Source organism: Chelatococcus sp. CO-6 (assembly GCF_001271345.1).
GTDB lineage: Bacteria > Pseudomonadota > Alphaproteobacteria > Rhizobiales > Beijerinckiaceae > Chelatococcus_A > Chelatococcus_A caeni.
Genome location: NZ_CP012399.1, coordinates 163198 through 178571 on the forward strand (window position 1 = coordinate 163198; position 15374 = coordinate 178571).

The window sequence follows — 15374 nt, forward strand, 5'->3', positions numbered from 1 at the left end:
CACCATGCTGGACTTCCTCGAGCTCGAAGAGACCGTCGGCCGTGCCTGGCACCGCCTCGTCGGTGACGCGGCGAGCTATCGGCCCCACCCGGAGGCGGGCGTCGGCCTCGAGGAGGTGCGCGGCGCGCTCGCGGTCTTCTTCCGCGGCCTCGGCGGCGAGGCGGGCGTGCAGCTCGCCGCCAGCGCCGGCCGCACTTTCCATCACCGCCTGACGCTGCGCCAGCGCGTCGGCATGGCGGATGAACGGCTCGAGCAGCCGCGGCGCGATACGGGCTCGCTCTTCCTGCCCGCGCGCATCGACCTGCTGCCGGAAGCGCGCCTCAACCGCGCGCTCTATTTCTGGCTGGCGGCCTATGGCGTGCACATGCCGCTCGCGCCGGTGACCGAGGCCGATCCCCTGCGCCGCGATCTCGCCGTCCTCCTGCGGGCGCGCGCTACGGTCGGCCGCGTGCTTTCCGCCCAGCCCGGCCTCGTGACGACTTATCGCGACCTCTGCGAGGCGCTTCTTGCCGTGCGGCCCGGCCGGCCCCTGCCGGCGGTGGAGCGGGAGGTCGAGCATCTCGTCCACGCCCTGTTGACCGGCGAGGCGCCGGAAGCGCTCGACGAGGCGGCGCGCAGCCTGGCCGAGGGCGGCGTCCATGCGCCGGCAAACTATCAGCCTTTCCTGCCCGTTCCGCTCTGGGTCGATGCCGGCGTGCGGCCGGCCGAGGCGACGCCGAGCGCCGACGAGCCGGCCCGCAATGGCCTGCTCGCGCCGGTGGTCGACCTGCGCAAGCGCCTCGCCCGTCGGCGAGAGGCGGATGCAGCGCAGCGGCGCGATCCCTTCGTGCTCAACCGCTTCGAGAAGATGCTCGCCATCGCCGAGATGGTGAACGTCTCGCGCCCGTCGGACGGCGACGAGGACGAGGAGGCCGAGAAGGCCGCCGACGACGTGGAAGAGCTGACGGTCTCGCGGCGCCAGCCGGGCCGGCCGGCCGCGCGCTTCAAGTTCGACCTCGACCTGCCGCCCGAGGCGGTGGACACGGCGGCCCTGGCCGGCCTCCACACCTATCCGGAATGGGACTACACGCGCCGCGCCTATCTTCCTGGTCATTGCCGGGTGCTGGCGGGCACCGCGCGCGAGGAGGGTGAGCGGTGGGCGCCGGACGAAGCCGCCCGCCGGCGCATCCGGCGCGTACGCCGCCAGTTCGAGGCGCTGAGGCCCCGGCGCGAGACGCTGCGCGCCCAGCTCGACGGCGAGGACGTCGACATCGACGCGCTCGTGCGCTCGATCAGCGAGATCCGCGCCGGCGGCGAGGGCTCGGACCGGCTGCACCTCATGAACCGGCCGCTCGGCCACGATCTCGCCGTGACGCTGCTCGTCGACGTGTCGCTGTCGACCGATGCCTGGGTCGACGGCCACCGCGTCCTCGACGTCGAGAAGGAAGCGCTGCTGACGCTCGCCCACGGCCTCGCCGCCTGCGGCGACAATGCCGAGATCCTCACCTTCACCTCGCGGCGGCGCTCCTGGGTGCGGGTCGAGACCGTCAAGGGCTTCGACGAGCCCATGGGCCCGGCCGTGGAGCGCCGCATCGCGGCCCTGAGGCCCGGCTACTACACGCGCATCGGCGCCGCGCTGCGGCACGCGAGCGCGCAGCTCGCCAGGCGCCCGAATCGCAAGCGCCTCCTCATCGTGCTGACCGACGGCAAGCCGAACGACGTCGACCACTATGAAGGCCGTTTCGGCCTGGAAGACACGCGCCGGGCCGTGCGCGAGGCGCGGCGGGGCGGCGTCGCCGTCTTCGGCGTGACCGTGGACCGCGAGGCGCAGTCCTATTTCCCGGTCATCTTCGGCCGGGGCGGTTATGCCATCGTCGGCCAGATCGCGCGCCTGCCGGCGGCTCTGCCGGCCATCTACCGGCAGCTGATGCGGTAGGCGCCGGCCGCCACCAACGGACATCAGCAGGAGAAAGGAGGACACGGGCAAGGAATCGCGGCCGGCCAGTTGACCGCGTCGCCGGCCATGACATGGATCAAAGGCGGAGGCCGGCTCTTGCGGCATCCTTGGTTTCGGACTGGAAATCATTCCCGCCGGGGCCCGCCTTGACAGGCACATGCAGCAATGTTGTCATCGTTACATTGTAAAAAAGAAAAAATGCCTCGGCCTTGTTCAAGGCCGTGCAGTTGTGCCGGAGGAGACGATCGTCATGGCTGATCGGCAGGAACCGGCCATTACGACAACAGCACAGGCCCCCTCGCGGCGGGAAGAGTTCACCGCCTTCATCATCCTCGCCATCCTGATCTGGCCTGTCCTGGCGGTCGGCATCGTCGGCGGCTATGGCTTCCTCGTCTGGATGTGGCAGATCGTCTTCGGCCCGCCGGGCCCTCCGCATTGAGGAGGCCGTCGTGAGCGAGGCACCGAGGCTCGACAGACGCAGCTTTCTCAGGGGGCGGATCGCCCCCCGGCCCGAAGCCGTCCGGCCGCCCTGGTCGCGCGAGGCCTCGATCACCGCCGCCTGCACGGCCTGCGGCGCCTGCGCCACGGCCTGCCCGCAACACATCATCACGCCGGACGCCGACGGCCGCCCCGCGATCGCCTTCTCCAGCGAATGCACCTTCTGCGGCGCTTGCGCCGAAGCCTGCCCCGAGCCGGTGTTCGACCTCGCCGCCCCGGCCTTCGGCCATGTGGCGGCCATCGGGGCGCAATGTTTCGCGGCGCGCGGCATCGTCTGCCAGAGCTGCGGCGACGCCTGTCCGGAAGCGGCGATCCGCTTCCGGCCGCGCCTCGGCGGCCCTGCCCTGCCGGAGATCGCGAGCGACCGCTGCACCGGCTGTGGCGCCTGCATCGCCGCCTGCCCGGCCGCGGCCATCGCCACCCGCGTTCCGGCGGAGGCGGCCCATGCCTGAGCCCGCCGTGCCTGAGCCCGCCGCGCGTGAGCCCGACACCACCGTCCATATCTCGAGCGCCGTGGTGCGCACCCTGCCGGACCGCTGCGCCGAGGTGGTGAAGCGCGTCGGCACCCTTCCCGACACGGAGATCCACCACGTCGCCGACGGCAGGATCGTCGTGGTGATGGAAGGGCCGGACAGCGCCACCCTCGGCGGGCGCCTGGCGACGATCGCCACCTTCGACGGCGTCCTGTCCGCCAATCTGGTGTTCGAGCAGGTCACAACCCTCGCAGACCTCGGAGAATCGCCATGACGCTCTCGCGGCGAGACATGTTGAAGGCGCAGGCCGCCAGCGTCGCGGCCATGGCAGCCGGCATCCACACGGCCGCCGCCCAGCCGGTCATGGGCGGCGTCGAGACACTGGAGATCCAGTGGTCGAAGGCGCCCTGCCGCTTCTGCGGCACGGGCTGCGGCGTCATGGTGGGCGTCAAGGAAGGCAAGGTCATCGCCACCCACGGCGACGTCAAGGCCGAGGTCAACCGCGGCCTCAACTGCATCAAGGGCTACTTCCTCTCCAAGATCATGTACGGCGCCGACCGGCTGACCCAGCCGCTGCTGCGCAAGAAGGGCGGCGTCTACGCCAAGGATGGCGACTTCACGCCCGTGACCTGGGACGAGGCCTTCGACGTCATGGCCACCAAGGCCAAGGAGGTCCTGAAGGCGAAGGGGCCGGAAGCGGTCGGCATGTTCGGCTCCGGCCAGTGGACGATCTGGGAGGGCTATGCGGCGACCAAGCTGATGCGCGCCGGCCTGCGCTCCAACAACCTCGACCCCAACGCCCGCCACTGCATGGCCTCGGCGGCCTATGCCTTCATGCGCACCTTCGGCATGGACGAGCCGATGGGCTGCTACGACGACATCGAGGCCACGGACGCCTTCGTGCTGTGGGGCTCGAATATGGCGGAGATGCACCCGATCCTGTGGACGCGCATCGCCGACCGGCGGCTCGGCCATCCGCATGTGAAGGTGGCCGTCCTCTCCACCTTCACCAACCGCAGCGCCGACCTCGCCGACATCCCCATCGTCTTCAAGCCGGGCACCGACCTCGCCATCCTCAACTACATCGCCAACCACATCATCACGACCGGGCGGGTGAACGAGGATTTCGTCGGCAAGCACACCACCTTCTTCAAGGCCGCCACCGACATCGGCTACGGCCTGCGCGACGACGACCCGCGCGAGGTCAAGGCGCGCAAGGCGAAGGACGTCACGGCCATGGAGCCGAGCGACTTCGAGACCTTCAAGCGCTTCGTCGCCGACTACACGCTCGAGAAGGTGTCCGAGCTCTCCGGCGTCGAGCCGGGCTTCCTCCAGGAGCTCGCCGAGCTCTATGCCGACCCCGCCCGCAAGGTCGTCTCGCTGTGGACCATGGGCTTCAACCAGCATGTGCGCGGCGTGTGGGCGAACCAGCTCGTCTATAACCTGCACCTGCTGACGGGCAAGATCTCCGAGCCGGGCAACAGCCCCTTCTCGCTGACCGGCCAGCCCTCCGCCTGCGGCACGGCCCGCGAGGTCGGCACCTTCGCGCACCGCCTGCCGGCCGACATGACGGTGGTCAACCCAGAGCACCGCAAGAAGGCCGAGGAGATCTGGCGCGTCCCGCACGGCATCATCCCGGAGAAGCCCGGCTACCACGCGGTGCAGCAGGACCGGATGCTGCACGACGGCAAGCTCAACTTCTACTGGATCCAGGTCAACAACAACCTGCAGGCGGCGCCGAACAGCTCGAACGAGACCTATCCCGGCTATCGCAACCCCGAGAACTTCATCGTCGTCTCCGACGCCTATCCGACGGTGACGGCGCTCGCCGCCGATCTCATCCTGCCCGCGGCCATGTGGGTCGAGAAGGAGGGGGCCTATGGCAACGCCGAGCGGCGCACGCATTTCTGGCACCAGCTCGTCAATGCGCCCGGCGAGGCGCGCTCCGACCTCTGGCAGCTGATGGAATTCTCCAGGCGCTTCACGACCGACGAGGTGTGGCCGGCGGAGATCCTCGATCAGAACCCGAACTACAAGGGCATGACGCTGTTCGACGTGCTGTTCCGCAACGGCAACGTCGACCGCTTCGCCCTCGCCGAGCTCGATCCGAACTACGAGAACGTGGAGGCCAGGCACTTCGGCTTCTACGTGCAGAAGGGCCTCTTCGAGGAATATGCGGAGTTCGGACGCGGCCACGGGCATGACCTCGCGCCCTTCGACACCTATCATAAGGAGCGCGGCCTGCGCTGGCCGGTGGTCGACGGCAAGGAAACCCTGTGGCGCTACCGCGAGGGCTACGACCCCTATGTCGAGACGGGCAAGGGCGTTCAGTTCTATGGCAATCCGGACGGGCGCGCGAAGATCGTCGCCGCGCCCTACGAGCCGCCCGCCGAAGTGCCGGACGCGGAATTCGACCTGTGGCTCGTCACCGGCCGCGTCCTGGAGCACTGGCACTCCGGCTCCATGACCATGCGGGTGCCCGAGCTCTACAAGGCCTTCCCCGGCGCGCGCTGCTTCATGCATCCCGACGATGCGCGCCAGCGGGGGCTCAACCACGGCGCCGAGATCCGGCTGATCTCGCGTCGCGGCGAGATCCGCACCCGTGTCGAGACGCGCGGGCGCAACCGCATGCCGCCCGGCGTCGTCTTCGTGCCCTGGTTCGACGCGAGCCAGCTCATCAACAAGACGACGCTCGACGCCACCGATCCCATCTCCAAACAGACGGACTTCAAGAAATGCGCGGTCAAGGTCGTCCCCGTCTGAACCCGCCGGCCGGCGCCATCCGCGCCGGGCTCGCCGCGGCCTGTCTCGTGCTCTTCGCCGGCGCCCTGTCGGCGGCGAGCGATGCGCCGCAGGTGGTGCCGCGCCTGACCGGCGAGGCCGAGCCGATGAGCGAGGTGAAGGCTCCGCCGCTTGCGCGCCCGATCGTCGACGACGTCAAGCGCATGCGCAACTATCCCGAGCAGCCGCCGGTGATCCCCCATTCCATCGAGGGCTACCAGCTGACGCTGAACACCAACCGCTGCCTGTCCTGCCATAAGCGCGAGTTCACCGAGGGCTCCGGCGCGCCCATGATCAGCGTCACGCATTTCATGGACCGGGATGGGCAGGTGCTGTCCGACGTCACGCCGCGGCGTTACTTCTGCACCCAGTGCCACGTGTCGCAGACCGATGCGTCGCCGCTCGTGCCCAATCTCTTCCAGGACGCCAGCAAGCTCGGCGGACAGCAATAAGGGGCTGCCATGCAGGGGCTGAGAAACCTCTTCGGACGGCTGTGGCAGGTCTGCCTGCGCTTCTGGCACGTCATCTCGCGGCCGAGCGCCTATCTCAGCCTGGGCTTCCTGACGCTCGGCGGCTTCATCTGCGGCGTCATTTTCTGGGGCGGCTTCAACACCGCGCTCGAGGTCACCAACACGGAGAAGTTCTGCGTCTCCTGTCACGAGATGCACGACAACGTCTATCAGGAGCTCACCCAGACGGTGCACTTCTCGAACCGCTCGGGCGTGCGCGCGAGCTGCCCCGACTGCCACGTGCCGCACAACTGGACGGACAAGATCGCCCGCAAGATGCAGGCTTCGAAGGAAGTGTGGGGCAAGATCTTCGGCACCATCAACACGCGCCAGAAGTTTCTCGACGCCCGGCTCGAGCTTGCCAAGCACGAATGGGCGCGCCTCAAGGCGAACGACTCGCTCGAATGCCGCAACTGCCACTCGTCCATCGCCATGGACTTCACGAAACAGACGCGGCGCGCGGCGGAGATCCACAGCCGCTATCTCGTCACCGGCGAGCGCACCTGCATCGACTGCCACAAGGGCATCGCCCATCTCCTGCCGGACATGACGGGCATCGAACCGGGCTGGACGGTGGACCCCGAGCTCGAAGCCTCCGGCCGCCAGTCCTGGCACGGCGGCAGCGACGGCCTCGACGCCGTCCGCGCCTATCTCGCCGGTATCGGGGCAAAGTAGTCGATTAGCCGGGAAACAAACGCTCCCTTTCCTGCATCATGGCCGGGCTCGCCCCGGCCACCCACGCCTCTGACGTTGCCTCAGGCTGCAAGGCATGGATGCCCGCGACGAGCGCGGGCATGACGGCGAGGACCCGTTGCGTCTCACCGCAGCGCGGGCGCTCCACGGCACCTCGTCGGCGCCGGGAACACGAACGCGCGGGCGACGTCTCCGCAACTGATCCGGTGCTCTCCCGCGTCATGGCCGGGCTCGTCCCGGCCATCCACGCCTCCGACGTTGCGCGTCTTTCAAAGGCATGGATGCCCGCGACAGGCGCGGGCATAACGGCCAGGTCGGTGTCACGCCAGGAGACGGGCCGCGGGAATTCAAAGCCGGAAGGCCGCCAGCCGCTCCGGCAGGCGGGCGATCTCCTCCGCCTCCACATTGGCGAAGGCGACGCGCACATGGGCGTCGGCCGTCTCGCCGAAATAGCTGCCCGGCAGCGCGAGCACGCCGCGCTCGGCGGCGAGCCGCTCGGCCACGTCCCGCCCCCGCCGGCCGGGGAAGGGATGGCGCAGATAGGCGAAATAGGCGCCGATCGAGGAGATGCCCCACTCCGGCACCTCGGCAAGCGCGGCACGAAAGGCGGCAAGCCGGCGGTTGATGTCCTCGGCATTGGCGGAGCGCCACGCGGCCAGCGCCGGGATCGCCCAGGCGAGCGCCGCCTGGCCGGTGCGCGGGGCGCAGATCTGCAGGCAGTCGAGCACCTTGGTGATCTCGGTGATGACGGGCGCACCGGCGACGAGGGCGCCGAGTCGGTGCCCGGGAATGCCGTAGGCCTTCGAGAAGCTGTAGAGCTGGATGACGTTGTCGCGCCACGTCTCCCCCGCCAGCAGCTCATGCGGCCGGCCCGCCTCCGGCGGCAGGAAGTCGCGGTAGGTCTCGTCGATGACGAGCCACAGGTTACGCCGCCGGCAAAGCTCCGCAAAGCGGGCGATGACGTCAGGCGGGTAGACGGCGCCGGTCGGGTTGTTGGGCGTGACGAGGACGATGGCGCGCACGCGCTCGTCGACGAGCGCTTCCGCAGCTTCCGGATCCGGCACGAAGCCGGCCTCCGGGTCACAGGGCAGCGGCCGCGCCTCGATGCCCAGCATCGCCAGCGTCATCTGGTGGTTGAAGTACCACGGCGTCGGCAGGAGCACGGCCTCCCCGGCCCGCGCGAGTGCGAGCATGGTGACGAAGAACGCCTGGTTGCAGCCGGCGGTGACGGCGATCTCCTCCGGCCTCACCCGTCCGCCGTAGAGCCCGGACACATGCTGCGCATATGTTTCGCGCAGGGACCTGTCGCCCGTGATGGCGCCGTAGCGGGCGGCTTCCGCACTGGCGGCCGCCTCGGCCAGCTTCTCGAGCATGTCGGCATGGGGCGGGCGGCCCGGCACGGCCTGCGACAGGTCGACGAAGGGGCCGAAGGCGCCGTCATAGGCGGCGCGCCAGGCCTGCGCTTCGGGGATGGGCGGGCTCGCCGTGGCGGCGAGAAGGGGATTGACCAGCATCGGATGTGTCTCGGGCGGGAATAGCGGCGCGCGTGTCGCCGCGGGTTAGCCTGTCAGGAAGCGCGTTGCAACACGCGCCGGCGGGTTCGCGCCCGGCGCGGCGCTCGCTCCGGCCGCGCCTCGTCCCGGGCACGCTCGGCGAAGAGCCAGTCGATGAAGGCGCGCACCATCGGCGTGTTGCGCAACTCGCTGCGGGTGACGATGAAGAAGGCATCGGGCGCGGGCACGGCAAGGTCGAAGGGCACGATCAGCCGCCCGTCTGCCAGGAGCCGGCTCACCGTCACGGTGTCGCCGAGCGCCACCCCCAACCCGTTGATCGCGGCCTCGAGGGCAAGATGGGCGTTCGACATGAGATGCCGGCGGCCGTAGGCCAGCGTCGGCGCCCCAGCGGCGGCGAGCCAGCTGTTCCATTCGCGCCCGTCGTCGCCGTGCAGGAGAACGTGGCTGGCGAGATCCGCCACCTCGCGGAGCGGCCGGCTGTTGGCGAGCGTCGGACTGCAGACGGGAAAGAGCGAGATGTCCGTCCAGGGCTCGACGACGCGGTCCGGCCAATGGCCGTCGCCATAGACGAGGGCGAGGTCCACCCGGTCAGAATAGATCTCGCGCGGGTCGTTGGACGCGATGAGCTTGAGGCGCACACCCGGATGACGCTCCGTGAAGCTGCCGAGCCGCGGCACCAGCCAGAATGACGCCACCGCCTGCACGCAGCTCACCACCAGCTCGCCCTCCGTCGTCGGCCGTGTGAGCAGGGCGACCGCCTCGGCGATGGAATCGAAGGCGCCGGCAACGACCGGGAGCAGCGCTGCCCCGTGCGGCGACAGCGCGAGCCGTCCGCCCCGCCGCTCGAACAGCTGCACCTTGAGCGCCGTCTCCAGCGCCCTGATCTGATGGCTCACCGCCCCGTGCGTCACGTGCAGCTCGGCCGCCGCGCGCGAGACGGACAGGTGACGCGCCGTCACCTCGAAGGCGCGCAGGGGATTGAGGGGCGGCAGGCGTTTGGACACGGCGCCATCGTCCGGACTGTGAAAATTCCTCACAGATTAGCCTCTAATAATCTCGCTTGCCAGCAGCCGGGCGAGACTGCAGCATTATCGGATCAAGAGGCTCGCATGTGCCGAGTGCATATAAATTGATATATATTTATGAAAATGCCAAAAAACAAGCATTCATGAACGATACCATGGCTCATTTGCGGCATTGTAATTAGAAAATGCGCGATCCGTAACTTGCGGCACGCAGAGTGAATGCAATACCAACACGGTGATCGGACGCCTTCCATGACGATTGATGAGAAAGATCTTCAGCGGTTGCGGGAGAAATACGGTGCCGGACATGGTGGCTCCGTCTTCGATCCGCGCTTCCGCAAGGTGGCCGAGCGCATCTTCAGCGCCAAGGGCACGCGCGCCCTGCCCTATGGCGGCGTGCCGACCTTCCTGTCGGCGCCATACCGCCCGGTCGGCCCCGAGGAGACGACCTTCGGCGACCTTCAGGTGGCGCTCGTCGGCGTGCCCATGGACCTCGGCGTCACCAACCGCTCCGGCTCGCGCTTCGGCCCGCGGGCGCTGCGCACCATCGAGCGCATCGGCCCCTACAACCATGTGCTCGACTGCATGCCCGTCGGCGAGCTCACCGCCGCGGATGTCGGCGACGTGCCCTTCCGCAGCCGCTACGATCTCGAGGGCTGCCATGCCGACATCGAGGCCCATTTCCGCCGCTTCCTCGAACAGGGCGTCGCGACGCTCGCGGTGGGCGGCGACCATTCGATCACCCATCCCATCCTGCGCGCGGTCGGCCGCGAGGCGCCGGTCGGCCTCATCCACATCGATGCCCATTGCGACACGGGCGGCGCCTTCGACGGCACCAAGTTCCACCACGGCGGCCCCTTCCGCAACGCCGTGCTCGACGGCGTGCTCGACCCGAAGCGCACCATCCAGATCGGCATCCGCGGAGCGGCCGAATATCTGTGGGAGTTCTCCACCGATTCCGGCATGACGGTGATCCACGCCGAGGAATTCGCCGCGATGGGGCCCGCGGCGGTCATCGCCCGGGCGCGCGAGGTCGTCGGCGACGGCCCGACCTATCTCTCCTTCGACATCGACAGCCTCGATCCGGCCTTCGCGCCGGGCACCGGCACGCCCGAGGTCGGCGGGCTGTCGACGCGCGAGGCGCAGCAACTCCTGCGCGGCCTCAAGGGACTCGACATCGTCGCCGGCGACGTGGTGGAGGTCGCGCCGCAATACGATGCGACGGCCAATACCGCCCATGCCGGCGCGCAGATGCTGTTCGAGATCCTCAGCCTGATGGTCTTCAGCCCGTCCATCGGCGGCAGGAAGGAGTGAAAACCGCGTGCCGCCGGCGGCAAACGGCGGCAAGATACGTCAAACGGCGATTCAACGCCGGGACATCGAGGGGATTGTCATGATGAGACCGACACAGGGCGTAAACCGCCGCAGGATCCTTGCCGGCGGGGCCGCCGGCCTTGCCGCGCTCGGCATGCCGACCATCCTGCGCGCCGCCGAGAAGACGCTGAAGGTCGGCGTCTACGGCGGCTTCTTCAAGGATTCGTTCGACAAGCACATCTTCCCGGAGTTCACCAAGGCGACGGGCATCGCGGTCGAGAGCATCGCCGAGCCGACGGGCGAGGCCTGGCTGGTGCAGCTGTCGCAGGCCGCGCGTGCGGGCGTCGCCCCCGCCGACGTCTCGATGATGTCGCAGACCGCCCTGCTCAAGGGCGAGGCCGGCGACCTGTGGGCGCCGCTCGACCTCGGCCAGATGAAGAACACGGCCAATCTCGTCGAGCGCTTCGTCAACAAGTACCCGGACGGGCGCGTCGCCGGCATCGGCGCCGTCTCCTGGTACATCACGCTCGTCACCAACACGAAGGCCTTTCCCGAGGCGCCGACCTCGTGGGCAGCCCTGTGGGACCCGGCCAACAAGGACAAGCTCGGCCTGCTCGCCCTCGTCTCCAACTCCTTCCTCCTCGAGGTGACGGCCGCCACCTTCTTCGGCGGCACCAAGGCGCTCGACGACGAGGCCGGCCAGCTCAAGGCCTTCGAGAAGCTGGCCGAGGTCAAGCCCAACGTGAAGCTGTGGTATCGCGACGAGGCGCAGTTCGAGCAGGCGCTGAAATCGGGCGAGATCCCGATGGGCCAGTACTATCACGACGTCACCGGCCTTGCCGCCGCCGACGGGCACCCGGTGCGCTCCACCTTCCCGAAGGAGGGCGGCATCCTCGATTCCGGCTCCTGGGCGGTCTCGCGCGCCTCCAAGGCGCTCGACGAGGCGCATGTCTTCATCAACTACATGTGCCAGCCGGAGATCCAGGCGCTGATGTCGCGCAAGGTCGGCACCTCGCCCACGGTGCGCCGCGACCTGCTCGACCTGACCGATGCTGAATTCGCGGCCGTTTCCTCCGACATTCCGCCGATCGTGCCGCGCTACGACCTCTACCTGTCGCGGGCCGACTGGCTGAACCAGAAATGGACGGAGATGATCGTCGGCTGAGGGGAGGCAATCGGCGGTAGGCAGTCGTCAGGTCTTTGCGCTACCGACTGCCCATTGCCGACTGCCGCAAAGGGATTCCCATGACCGGCCTCGTCCTCGACAACATCACGAAGCGCTTCGGCTCCGTCGCCGCCGTCGACCGGGTGAACCTCTCCGTGCCCGACGGCAGCTTCGTCTGCCTGCTCGGCCCCTCGGGCTGCGGCAAGACCACGCTCCTGCGCATGATCGCGGGGCTGGAGGAGCCGAGCGAGGGGCGCATCCTCGTCGGCGGCGCGGACGTGACGCGGGCGCCCGCCCACCAGCGCGACTTCGGCATGGTCTTCCAGTCGCTGGCGCTGTTTCCCCACCTCTCCGTCGGCGAGAACATCGCCTATCCCCTGCGCATCCGCGGCGTGGCGAAGGCGGAGCAGGCGCGTCGCGTCGAGGAGCTGCTCGCGCTCGTGCGCCTGCCCGGCTTCGGCGAACGGCCGGTGTCGAAGCTCTCCGGCGGCCAGCGCCAGCGCGTCGCCATCGCCCGGGCGCTGGCGCTCCAGCCGCGGCTCTTCCTGCTCGACGAGCCCCTGTCGGCGCTCGACGCCAAGCTGCGCGAAGCCATGCAGGTGGAGCTGCGGCAGCTGCAGCAGCGCCTCGGCATCACCACCGTCGTCGTCACCCACGACCAGCGCGAGGCCATGACCATGGCCGACCTCGTCGTCGTGATGAACGAGGGACGCATCCGCCAGAGCGCGCCACCCGTCGACATCTACCGCCGCCCGGCGGACACCTTCGTCGCCGACTTCATCGGCATCACCAATCTCATCAGGGCGCGGCGGGGCGCGGACGGCACCGTGCGCGTCCCGGGCGGCACCCTGGCCGGCATCGCCCTGCCGGCGGAGGAGGCGACGATCTCCGTGCGGCCGGAGGACGTGCGCCTCGTGCCGCCACACGAGGCAGCGATCACCGGCCGGGTCGATTTCGTGCGCGACCTCGGCGCCAGCATCGAGATCTATGTCGAGGCGGACGGCCAGAGGATCGTCGCCGTGGCGAGCCCGCGCGAGCGGCCGGACCTCCAGCCCGGCGCCCCGGTGGGCCTCGCGCTTCCGGCCGACGCCTGCGTGGTGCTCGGCGCATGACGGCGGCACGGCCCCAACGGCTGCGGGACTACGCGCCGCTCGTCTTTCCGGCGCTGATGCTCACCGTCTTCTTCGTGGTGCCCTTCGGCATCATGGTGGCGATCAGCTTCTTCCGCCGCGTGCAGGGCGCCTTCTACGAGCCGGACTTCGTCTTCAACAATTACGCGCGGTTCCTGTCCGCCTTCTTCGGCCAGGTGCTCGGCTTCTCGCTGGTGCTGGCGGCGCTCGTCGCCCTCGTTGCCGTCACCATCGCCTTTCCCTTCACCTTTCTCCTCGCGCGGCTGTCGCGGCGCTGGCAGGTGGTGTGGCTCGTCGCGCTGCTCTCCATCGTCTCGCTGTCCGAGGTCATCGTGGGCTTCGCCTGGTCGACGCTGTTCTCGCGCACGGCCGGCGTCACCAATATCCTCGTCGCGCTCGGCCTCATGAGCGAGCCCATGTCGCTGTCGCCGAGCTTCGGGGCGCTGCTCACCGGCCTCAGCTATCACGCCTTTCCCTATACGGTGCTCGTGCTCTATCCGGCGCTCGCCCGGCTCGACCCCACGCTGATGGAGGCGGCGCGCACCCTGGGCGCCTCCCCTCCCCGCGCCTTCGTCACGGTCGTCGTGCCGGCCCTGCGCAACACCATCCTCGCCACCATGATCATGGTGTTCGTCTTCGCGCTCGGCTCCTATCTCCTGCCGCAGCTCCTCGGGCGGCCGAGCAACTGGACGCTGTCCGTGCTCATCACCGACCAGGCGATCTACCAGTCCAACCTGCCCTTCGCGGCGGCGATGGCCGTGTTCCTCGTCCTTGTGAGCCTCGCGCTTGTCGGGCTCTCGCTGCTCGTCGGACGCAAGGAGGCCGCCCAATGAGCCGCCTCTTCACGCGCCTGTTCATGGCCCTTGTCGCCCTGGTGCTGGCGGCCCCGATCGTCGTCGTCGCGGGCGTCTCCTTCAATGCGCAGAGGACGCTCACCTTCCCGCCGGTCGGCTTCTCGCTCGCCTGGTTCGGCGAAGTCTTCACCGACGCCGGCTGGCGCGGCGCGCTCCTCACCAGCCTCGCCATCGCGGCCGGCTCGGCGGCGCTCGCCGTCGCCATCGCCTTCCCGCTCGCCTGGTTCCTGTGGCGCTGGCATGCGCCCTGGGCGCGCCTGTTCCAGGCGCTGGGTACGGCGCCCTTCATCCTGCCGCCGGTGATCACGGCGCTGGGCTTCCTGAGCTTCTGGGCGACCGCCGGCTTCTACGGCGCACCCTGGACGGTGGTGATCAGCCACGCGATCTTTCTCGTTACGCTGCCGCTCGTCACCATCACCCTCGGTTTTTCCTCCATCGACCGCAGCCTGACGGAAGCTGCCGCCACGATGGGCGCCGACGATCGCACGGTGCTCAGGACGATCGTGCTGCCGCTCGTCACGCCCTATCTCGTCTCCGGCTACGCCTTCGCCTTCGTGCTCTCGCTCAACGAATACATCATCGCCTACATGGTCGCGGGCTTCACCGTGGAGACGCTGCCGATCAAGATCTTCAACGCCCTGCGCTACGGCTACACCCCCACCATGGCGGCGGTGACGGTGTTCTTCGTCGCGGCAGCCGCGCTCATCTTCAGCTTCGTCGCCCGCTTCGGCGACCTGCCACGCCTCCTCGGCGCCTGGTCTTCCAACGAGAGCTGAACCGACCCCCTTTCGTCACGCATCGTGGAGAGGCTCTTCGTCGATATCGTCCTCGGCGTCCTCATCCCCCTCCCCGCCCGGCCTGGTCCACCCGTCGGCGAGGAGCTTCTCCTTGTCGAGGAGCCCGGCCTCCTCGAGCTGCTCGATGTCGGGCAACTCGCGCAGGCTGGTGAAGCCGAAGCGGGCGAGGAAGGTCGGCGTCGTCACATAGGTGTAGGGCGCCCCCGGCTGGGGACTGCGCGGCCCGGCGGCGACCAGGCCGGCAGCGCGCAGGCGCGCGACGAGGTCGCGGCCCACCTCCCGCCCGAAGAAAGTGGACAGCTCGCTGCGCGTGATCGGCTGGAAATAGGCGATGGCGACAAGGGCCAGCATCTCCGACGACGACAGCTGCTCGCCCCGCTCGCCCTGCCCGCGCACGGCGCGCACCGCCGCGCCATAGGCACGGCGCGTCCGCATCTGCCAGCCGCCGGCGACGGAGACCACCTCGTAGGGACGACCGGCGAGCTCGGCGCGGATGTCGTCGATGACGAGATCGACATCGCAGTTGCGGCCGACGATGCGGGCGAGCGCCTCACGCGGCACCGGCTCGGCAGCGGCGAAGAGCACGGCCTCGACCCGCCCCATCCACTCCCGCCAGCGCAGTTCGGCCGGCAGATCGGCAAGCTCCCGGTCGAGCGCATCCTCGTTCTTGCGGCGCGTCGCCATG

General features: G+C 69.2%; 15 protein-coding genes. 12 read left to right on the top strand and 3 right to left on the bottom strand.

All coding sequences use genetic code 11. The features are described from left to right. Window positions 1-4 precede the first annotated feature (4 nt). From AL346_RS21295 to AL346_RS21325, 7 genes are all read left to right on the top strand, one after another. Window positions 5-1915 (top strand): nitric oxide reductase activation protein NorD, encoded by a 1911-nt coding sequence (locus AL346_RS21295; RefSeq protein WP_019402856.1) that lies wholly within the window; start codon window positions 5-7, stop codon window positions 1913-1915. A 271-nt stretch (window positions 1916-2186) separates the two neighbouring features. Beyond that, complete coding sequence (napE, locus tag AL346_RS21300; protein ID WP_026015252.1) at window positions 2187-2375, top strand: periplasmic nitrate reductase, NapE protein; 189 nt, start codon at window positions 2187-2189, stop codon at window positions 2373-2375. A 10-nt stretch (window positions 2376-2385) separates the two neighbouring features. Further along, window positions 2386-2886 (top strand): ferredoxin-type protein NapF, encoded by a 501-nt coding sequence (gene napF, locus AL346_RS21305; protein WP_019402854.1) that lies wholly within the window; start codon window positions 2386-2388, stop codon window positions 2884-2886. Next, window positions 2879-3181, top strand: a complete 303-nt coding sequence (locus tag AL346_RS21310; protein WP_019402853.1) for a chaperone NapD — start codon at window positions 2879-2881, stop codon at window positions 3179-3181. Before napF ends, AL346_RS21310 begins: the two co-directional genes overlap by 8 nt. Continuing rightward, window positions 3178-5670 (top strand): periplasmic nitrate reductase subunit alpha, encoded by a 2493-nt coding sequence (gene napA, locus AL346_RS21315; RefSeq protein ID WP_019402852.1) that lies wholly within the window; start codon window positions 3178-3180, stop codon window positions 5668-5670. The genes AL346_RS21310 and napA overlap by 4 nt, the downstream gene beginning before the upstream one ends. Next, window positions 5643-6140 carry a nitrate reductase cytochrome c-type subunit gene (locus AL346_RS21320; protein WP_019402851.1) on the top strand — a complete coding sequence of 166 codons (498 nt, stop codon included), beginning with the start codon at window positions 5643-5645 and terminating at the stop codon, window positions 6138-6140. The genes napA and AL346_RS21320 overlap by 28 nt, the downstream gene beginning before the upstream one ends. 9 nt (window positions 6141-6149) lie before the next feature. Next, entirely contained in the window at window positions 6150-6872 is a 723-nt protein-coding gene (locus AL346_RS21325; protein ID WP_019402850.1) for a cytochrome c3 family protein, read from the top strand. Window positions 6873-7237: 365 nt separating this feature from the next. Here the strand turns inward: AL346_RS21325 and AL346_RS21330 are convergent, their stop codons facing one another. Continuing rightward, window positions 7238-8404, bottom strand: coding sequence for an aminotransferase (locus AL346_RS21330; protein WP_019402848.1), 1167 nt, complete (start codon window positions 8402-8404; stop codon window positions 7238-7240). Between the two features lie 53 nt (window positions 8405-8457). Further along, window positions 8458-9408: a transcriptional regulator GcvA gene (gene gcvA / locus AL346_RS21335; RefSeq protein WP_019402847.1), complete on the bottom strand. Its 951-nt coding sequence runs from the start codon at window positions 9406-9408 to the stop codon at window positions 8458-8460. Between the two features lie 273 nt (window positions 9409-9681). Here gcvA and speB point away from each other — a divergent pair, with 273 nt between their 5' ends. The 5 genes from speB to AL346_RS21360 all read left to right on the top strand — a co-directional run bounded on the left by speB (window position 9682) and on the right by AL346_RS21360 (window position 14668). After that, window positions 9682-10743 carry an agmatinase gene (gene speB / locus AL346_RS21340; RefSeq protein ID WP_026015250.1) on the top strand — a complete coding sequence of 354 codons (1062 nt, stop codon included), beginning with the start codon at window positions 9682-9684 and terminating at the stop codon, window positions 10741-10743. Between the two features lie 79 nt (window positions 10744-10822). After that, a complete protein-coding gene (locus tag AL346_RS21345) occupies window positions 10823-11908 on the top strand; it encodes a PotD/PotF family extracellular solute-binding protein (protein WP_019402845.1) in 1086 nt (361 codons plus the stop codon). 80 nt (window positions 11909-11988) lie between these two features. Beyond that, a complete protein-coding gene (locus AL346_RS21350; protein ID WP_019402844.1) occupies window positions 11989-13020 on the top strand; it encodes an ABC transporter ATP-binding protein in 1032 nt (343 codons plus the stop codon). After that, window positions 13017-13871 (top strand): ABC transporter permease, encoded by an 855-nt coding sequence (locus AL346_RS21355; protein WP_019402843.1) that lies wholly within the window; start codon window positions 13017-13019, stop codon window positions 13869-13871. The genes AL346_RS21350 and AL346_RS21355 overlap by 4 nt, the downstream gene beginning before the upstream one ends. After that, complete coding sequence (locus tag AL346_RS21360; RefSeq protein WP_019402842.1) at window positions 13868-14668, top strand: ABC transporter permease; 801 nt, start codon at window positions 13868-13870, stop codon at window positions 14666-14668. The genes AL346_RS21355 and AL346_RS21360 overlap by 4 nt, the downstream gene beginning before the upstream one ends. A gap of 15 nt (window positions 14669-14683) precedes the next feature. On the opposite strand, the gene AL346_RS21365 is transcribed toward AL346_RS21360, so the two are convergent. After that, entirely contained in the window at window positions 14684-15373 is a 690-nt protein-coding gene (locus tag AL346_RS21365; protein ID WP_019402841.1) for an SMC-Scp complex subunit ScpB, read from the bottom strand. Window position 15374 lies beyond the last annotated feature (1 nt).

Bases quoted from the DNA above. Each gene is read 5' to 3' on its own strand.
- AL346_RS21295 (WP_019402856.1), top strand. From the start codon at position 5: ATGCTGGACTTCCTCGAGCTCGAAGAGACCGTCGGCCGTGCCTGGCAC.
- napE (WP_026015252.1), top strand. From the start codon at position 2,187: ATGGCTGATCGGCAGGAACCGGCCATTACGACAACAGCACAGGCCCCC.
- AL346_RS21310 (WP_019402853.1), top strand. From the start codon at position 2,879: ATGCCTGAGCCCGCCGTGCCTGAGCCCGCCGCGCGTGAGCCCGACACC.
- napA (WP_019402852.1), top strand. From the start codon at position 3,178: ATGACGCTCTCGCGGCGAGACATGTTGAAGGCGCAGGCCGCCAGCGTC.
- AL346_RS21320 (WP_019402851.1), top strand. From the start codon at position 5,643: ATGCGCGGTCAAGGTCGTCCCCGTCTGAACCCGCCGGCCGGCGCCATC.
- AL346_RS21325 (WP_019402850.1), top strand. From the start codon at position 6,150: ATGCAGGGGCTGAGAAACCTCTTCGGACGGCTGTGGCAGGTCTGCCTG.
- AL346_RS21330 (WP_019402848.1), bottom strand. From the start codon at position 8,404: ATGCTGGTCAATCCCCTTCTCGCCGCCACGGCGAGCCCGCCCATCCCC.
- speB (WP_026015250.1), top strand. From the start codon at position 9,682: ATGACGATTGATGAGAAAGATCTTCAGCGGTTGCGGGAGAAATACGGT.
- AL346_RS21345 (WP_019402845.1), top strand. From the start codon at position 10,823: ATGATGAGACCGACACAGGGCGTAAACCGCCGCAGGATCCTTGCCGGC.
- AL346_RS21350 (WP_019402844.1), top strand. From the start codon at position 11,989: ATGACCGGCCTCGTCCTCGACAACATCACGAAGCGCTTCGGCTCCGTC.
- AL346_RS21355 (WP_019402843.1), top strand. From the start codon at position 13,017: ATGACGGCGGCACGGCCCCAACGGCTGCGGGACTACGCGCCGCTCGTC.
- AL346_RS21360 (WP_019402842.1), top strand. From the start codon at position 13,868: ATGAGCCGCCTCTTCACGCGCCTGTTCATGGCCCTTGTCGCCCTGGTG.
- AL346_RS21365 (WP_019402841.1), bottom strand. From the start codon at position 15,373: ATGGCGACGCGCCGCAAGAACGAGGATGCGCTCGACCGGGAGCTTGCC.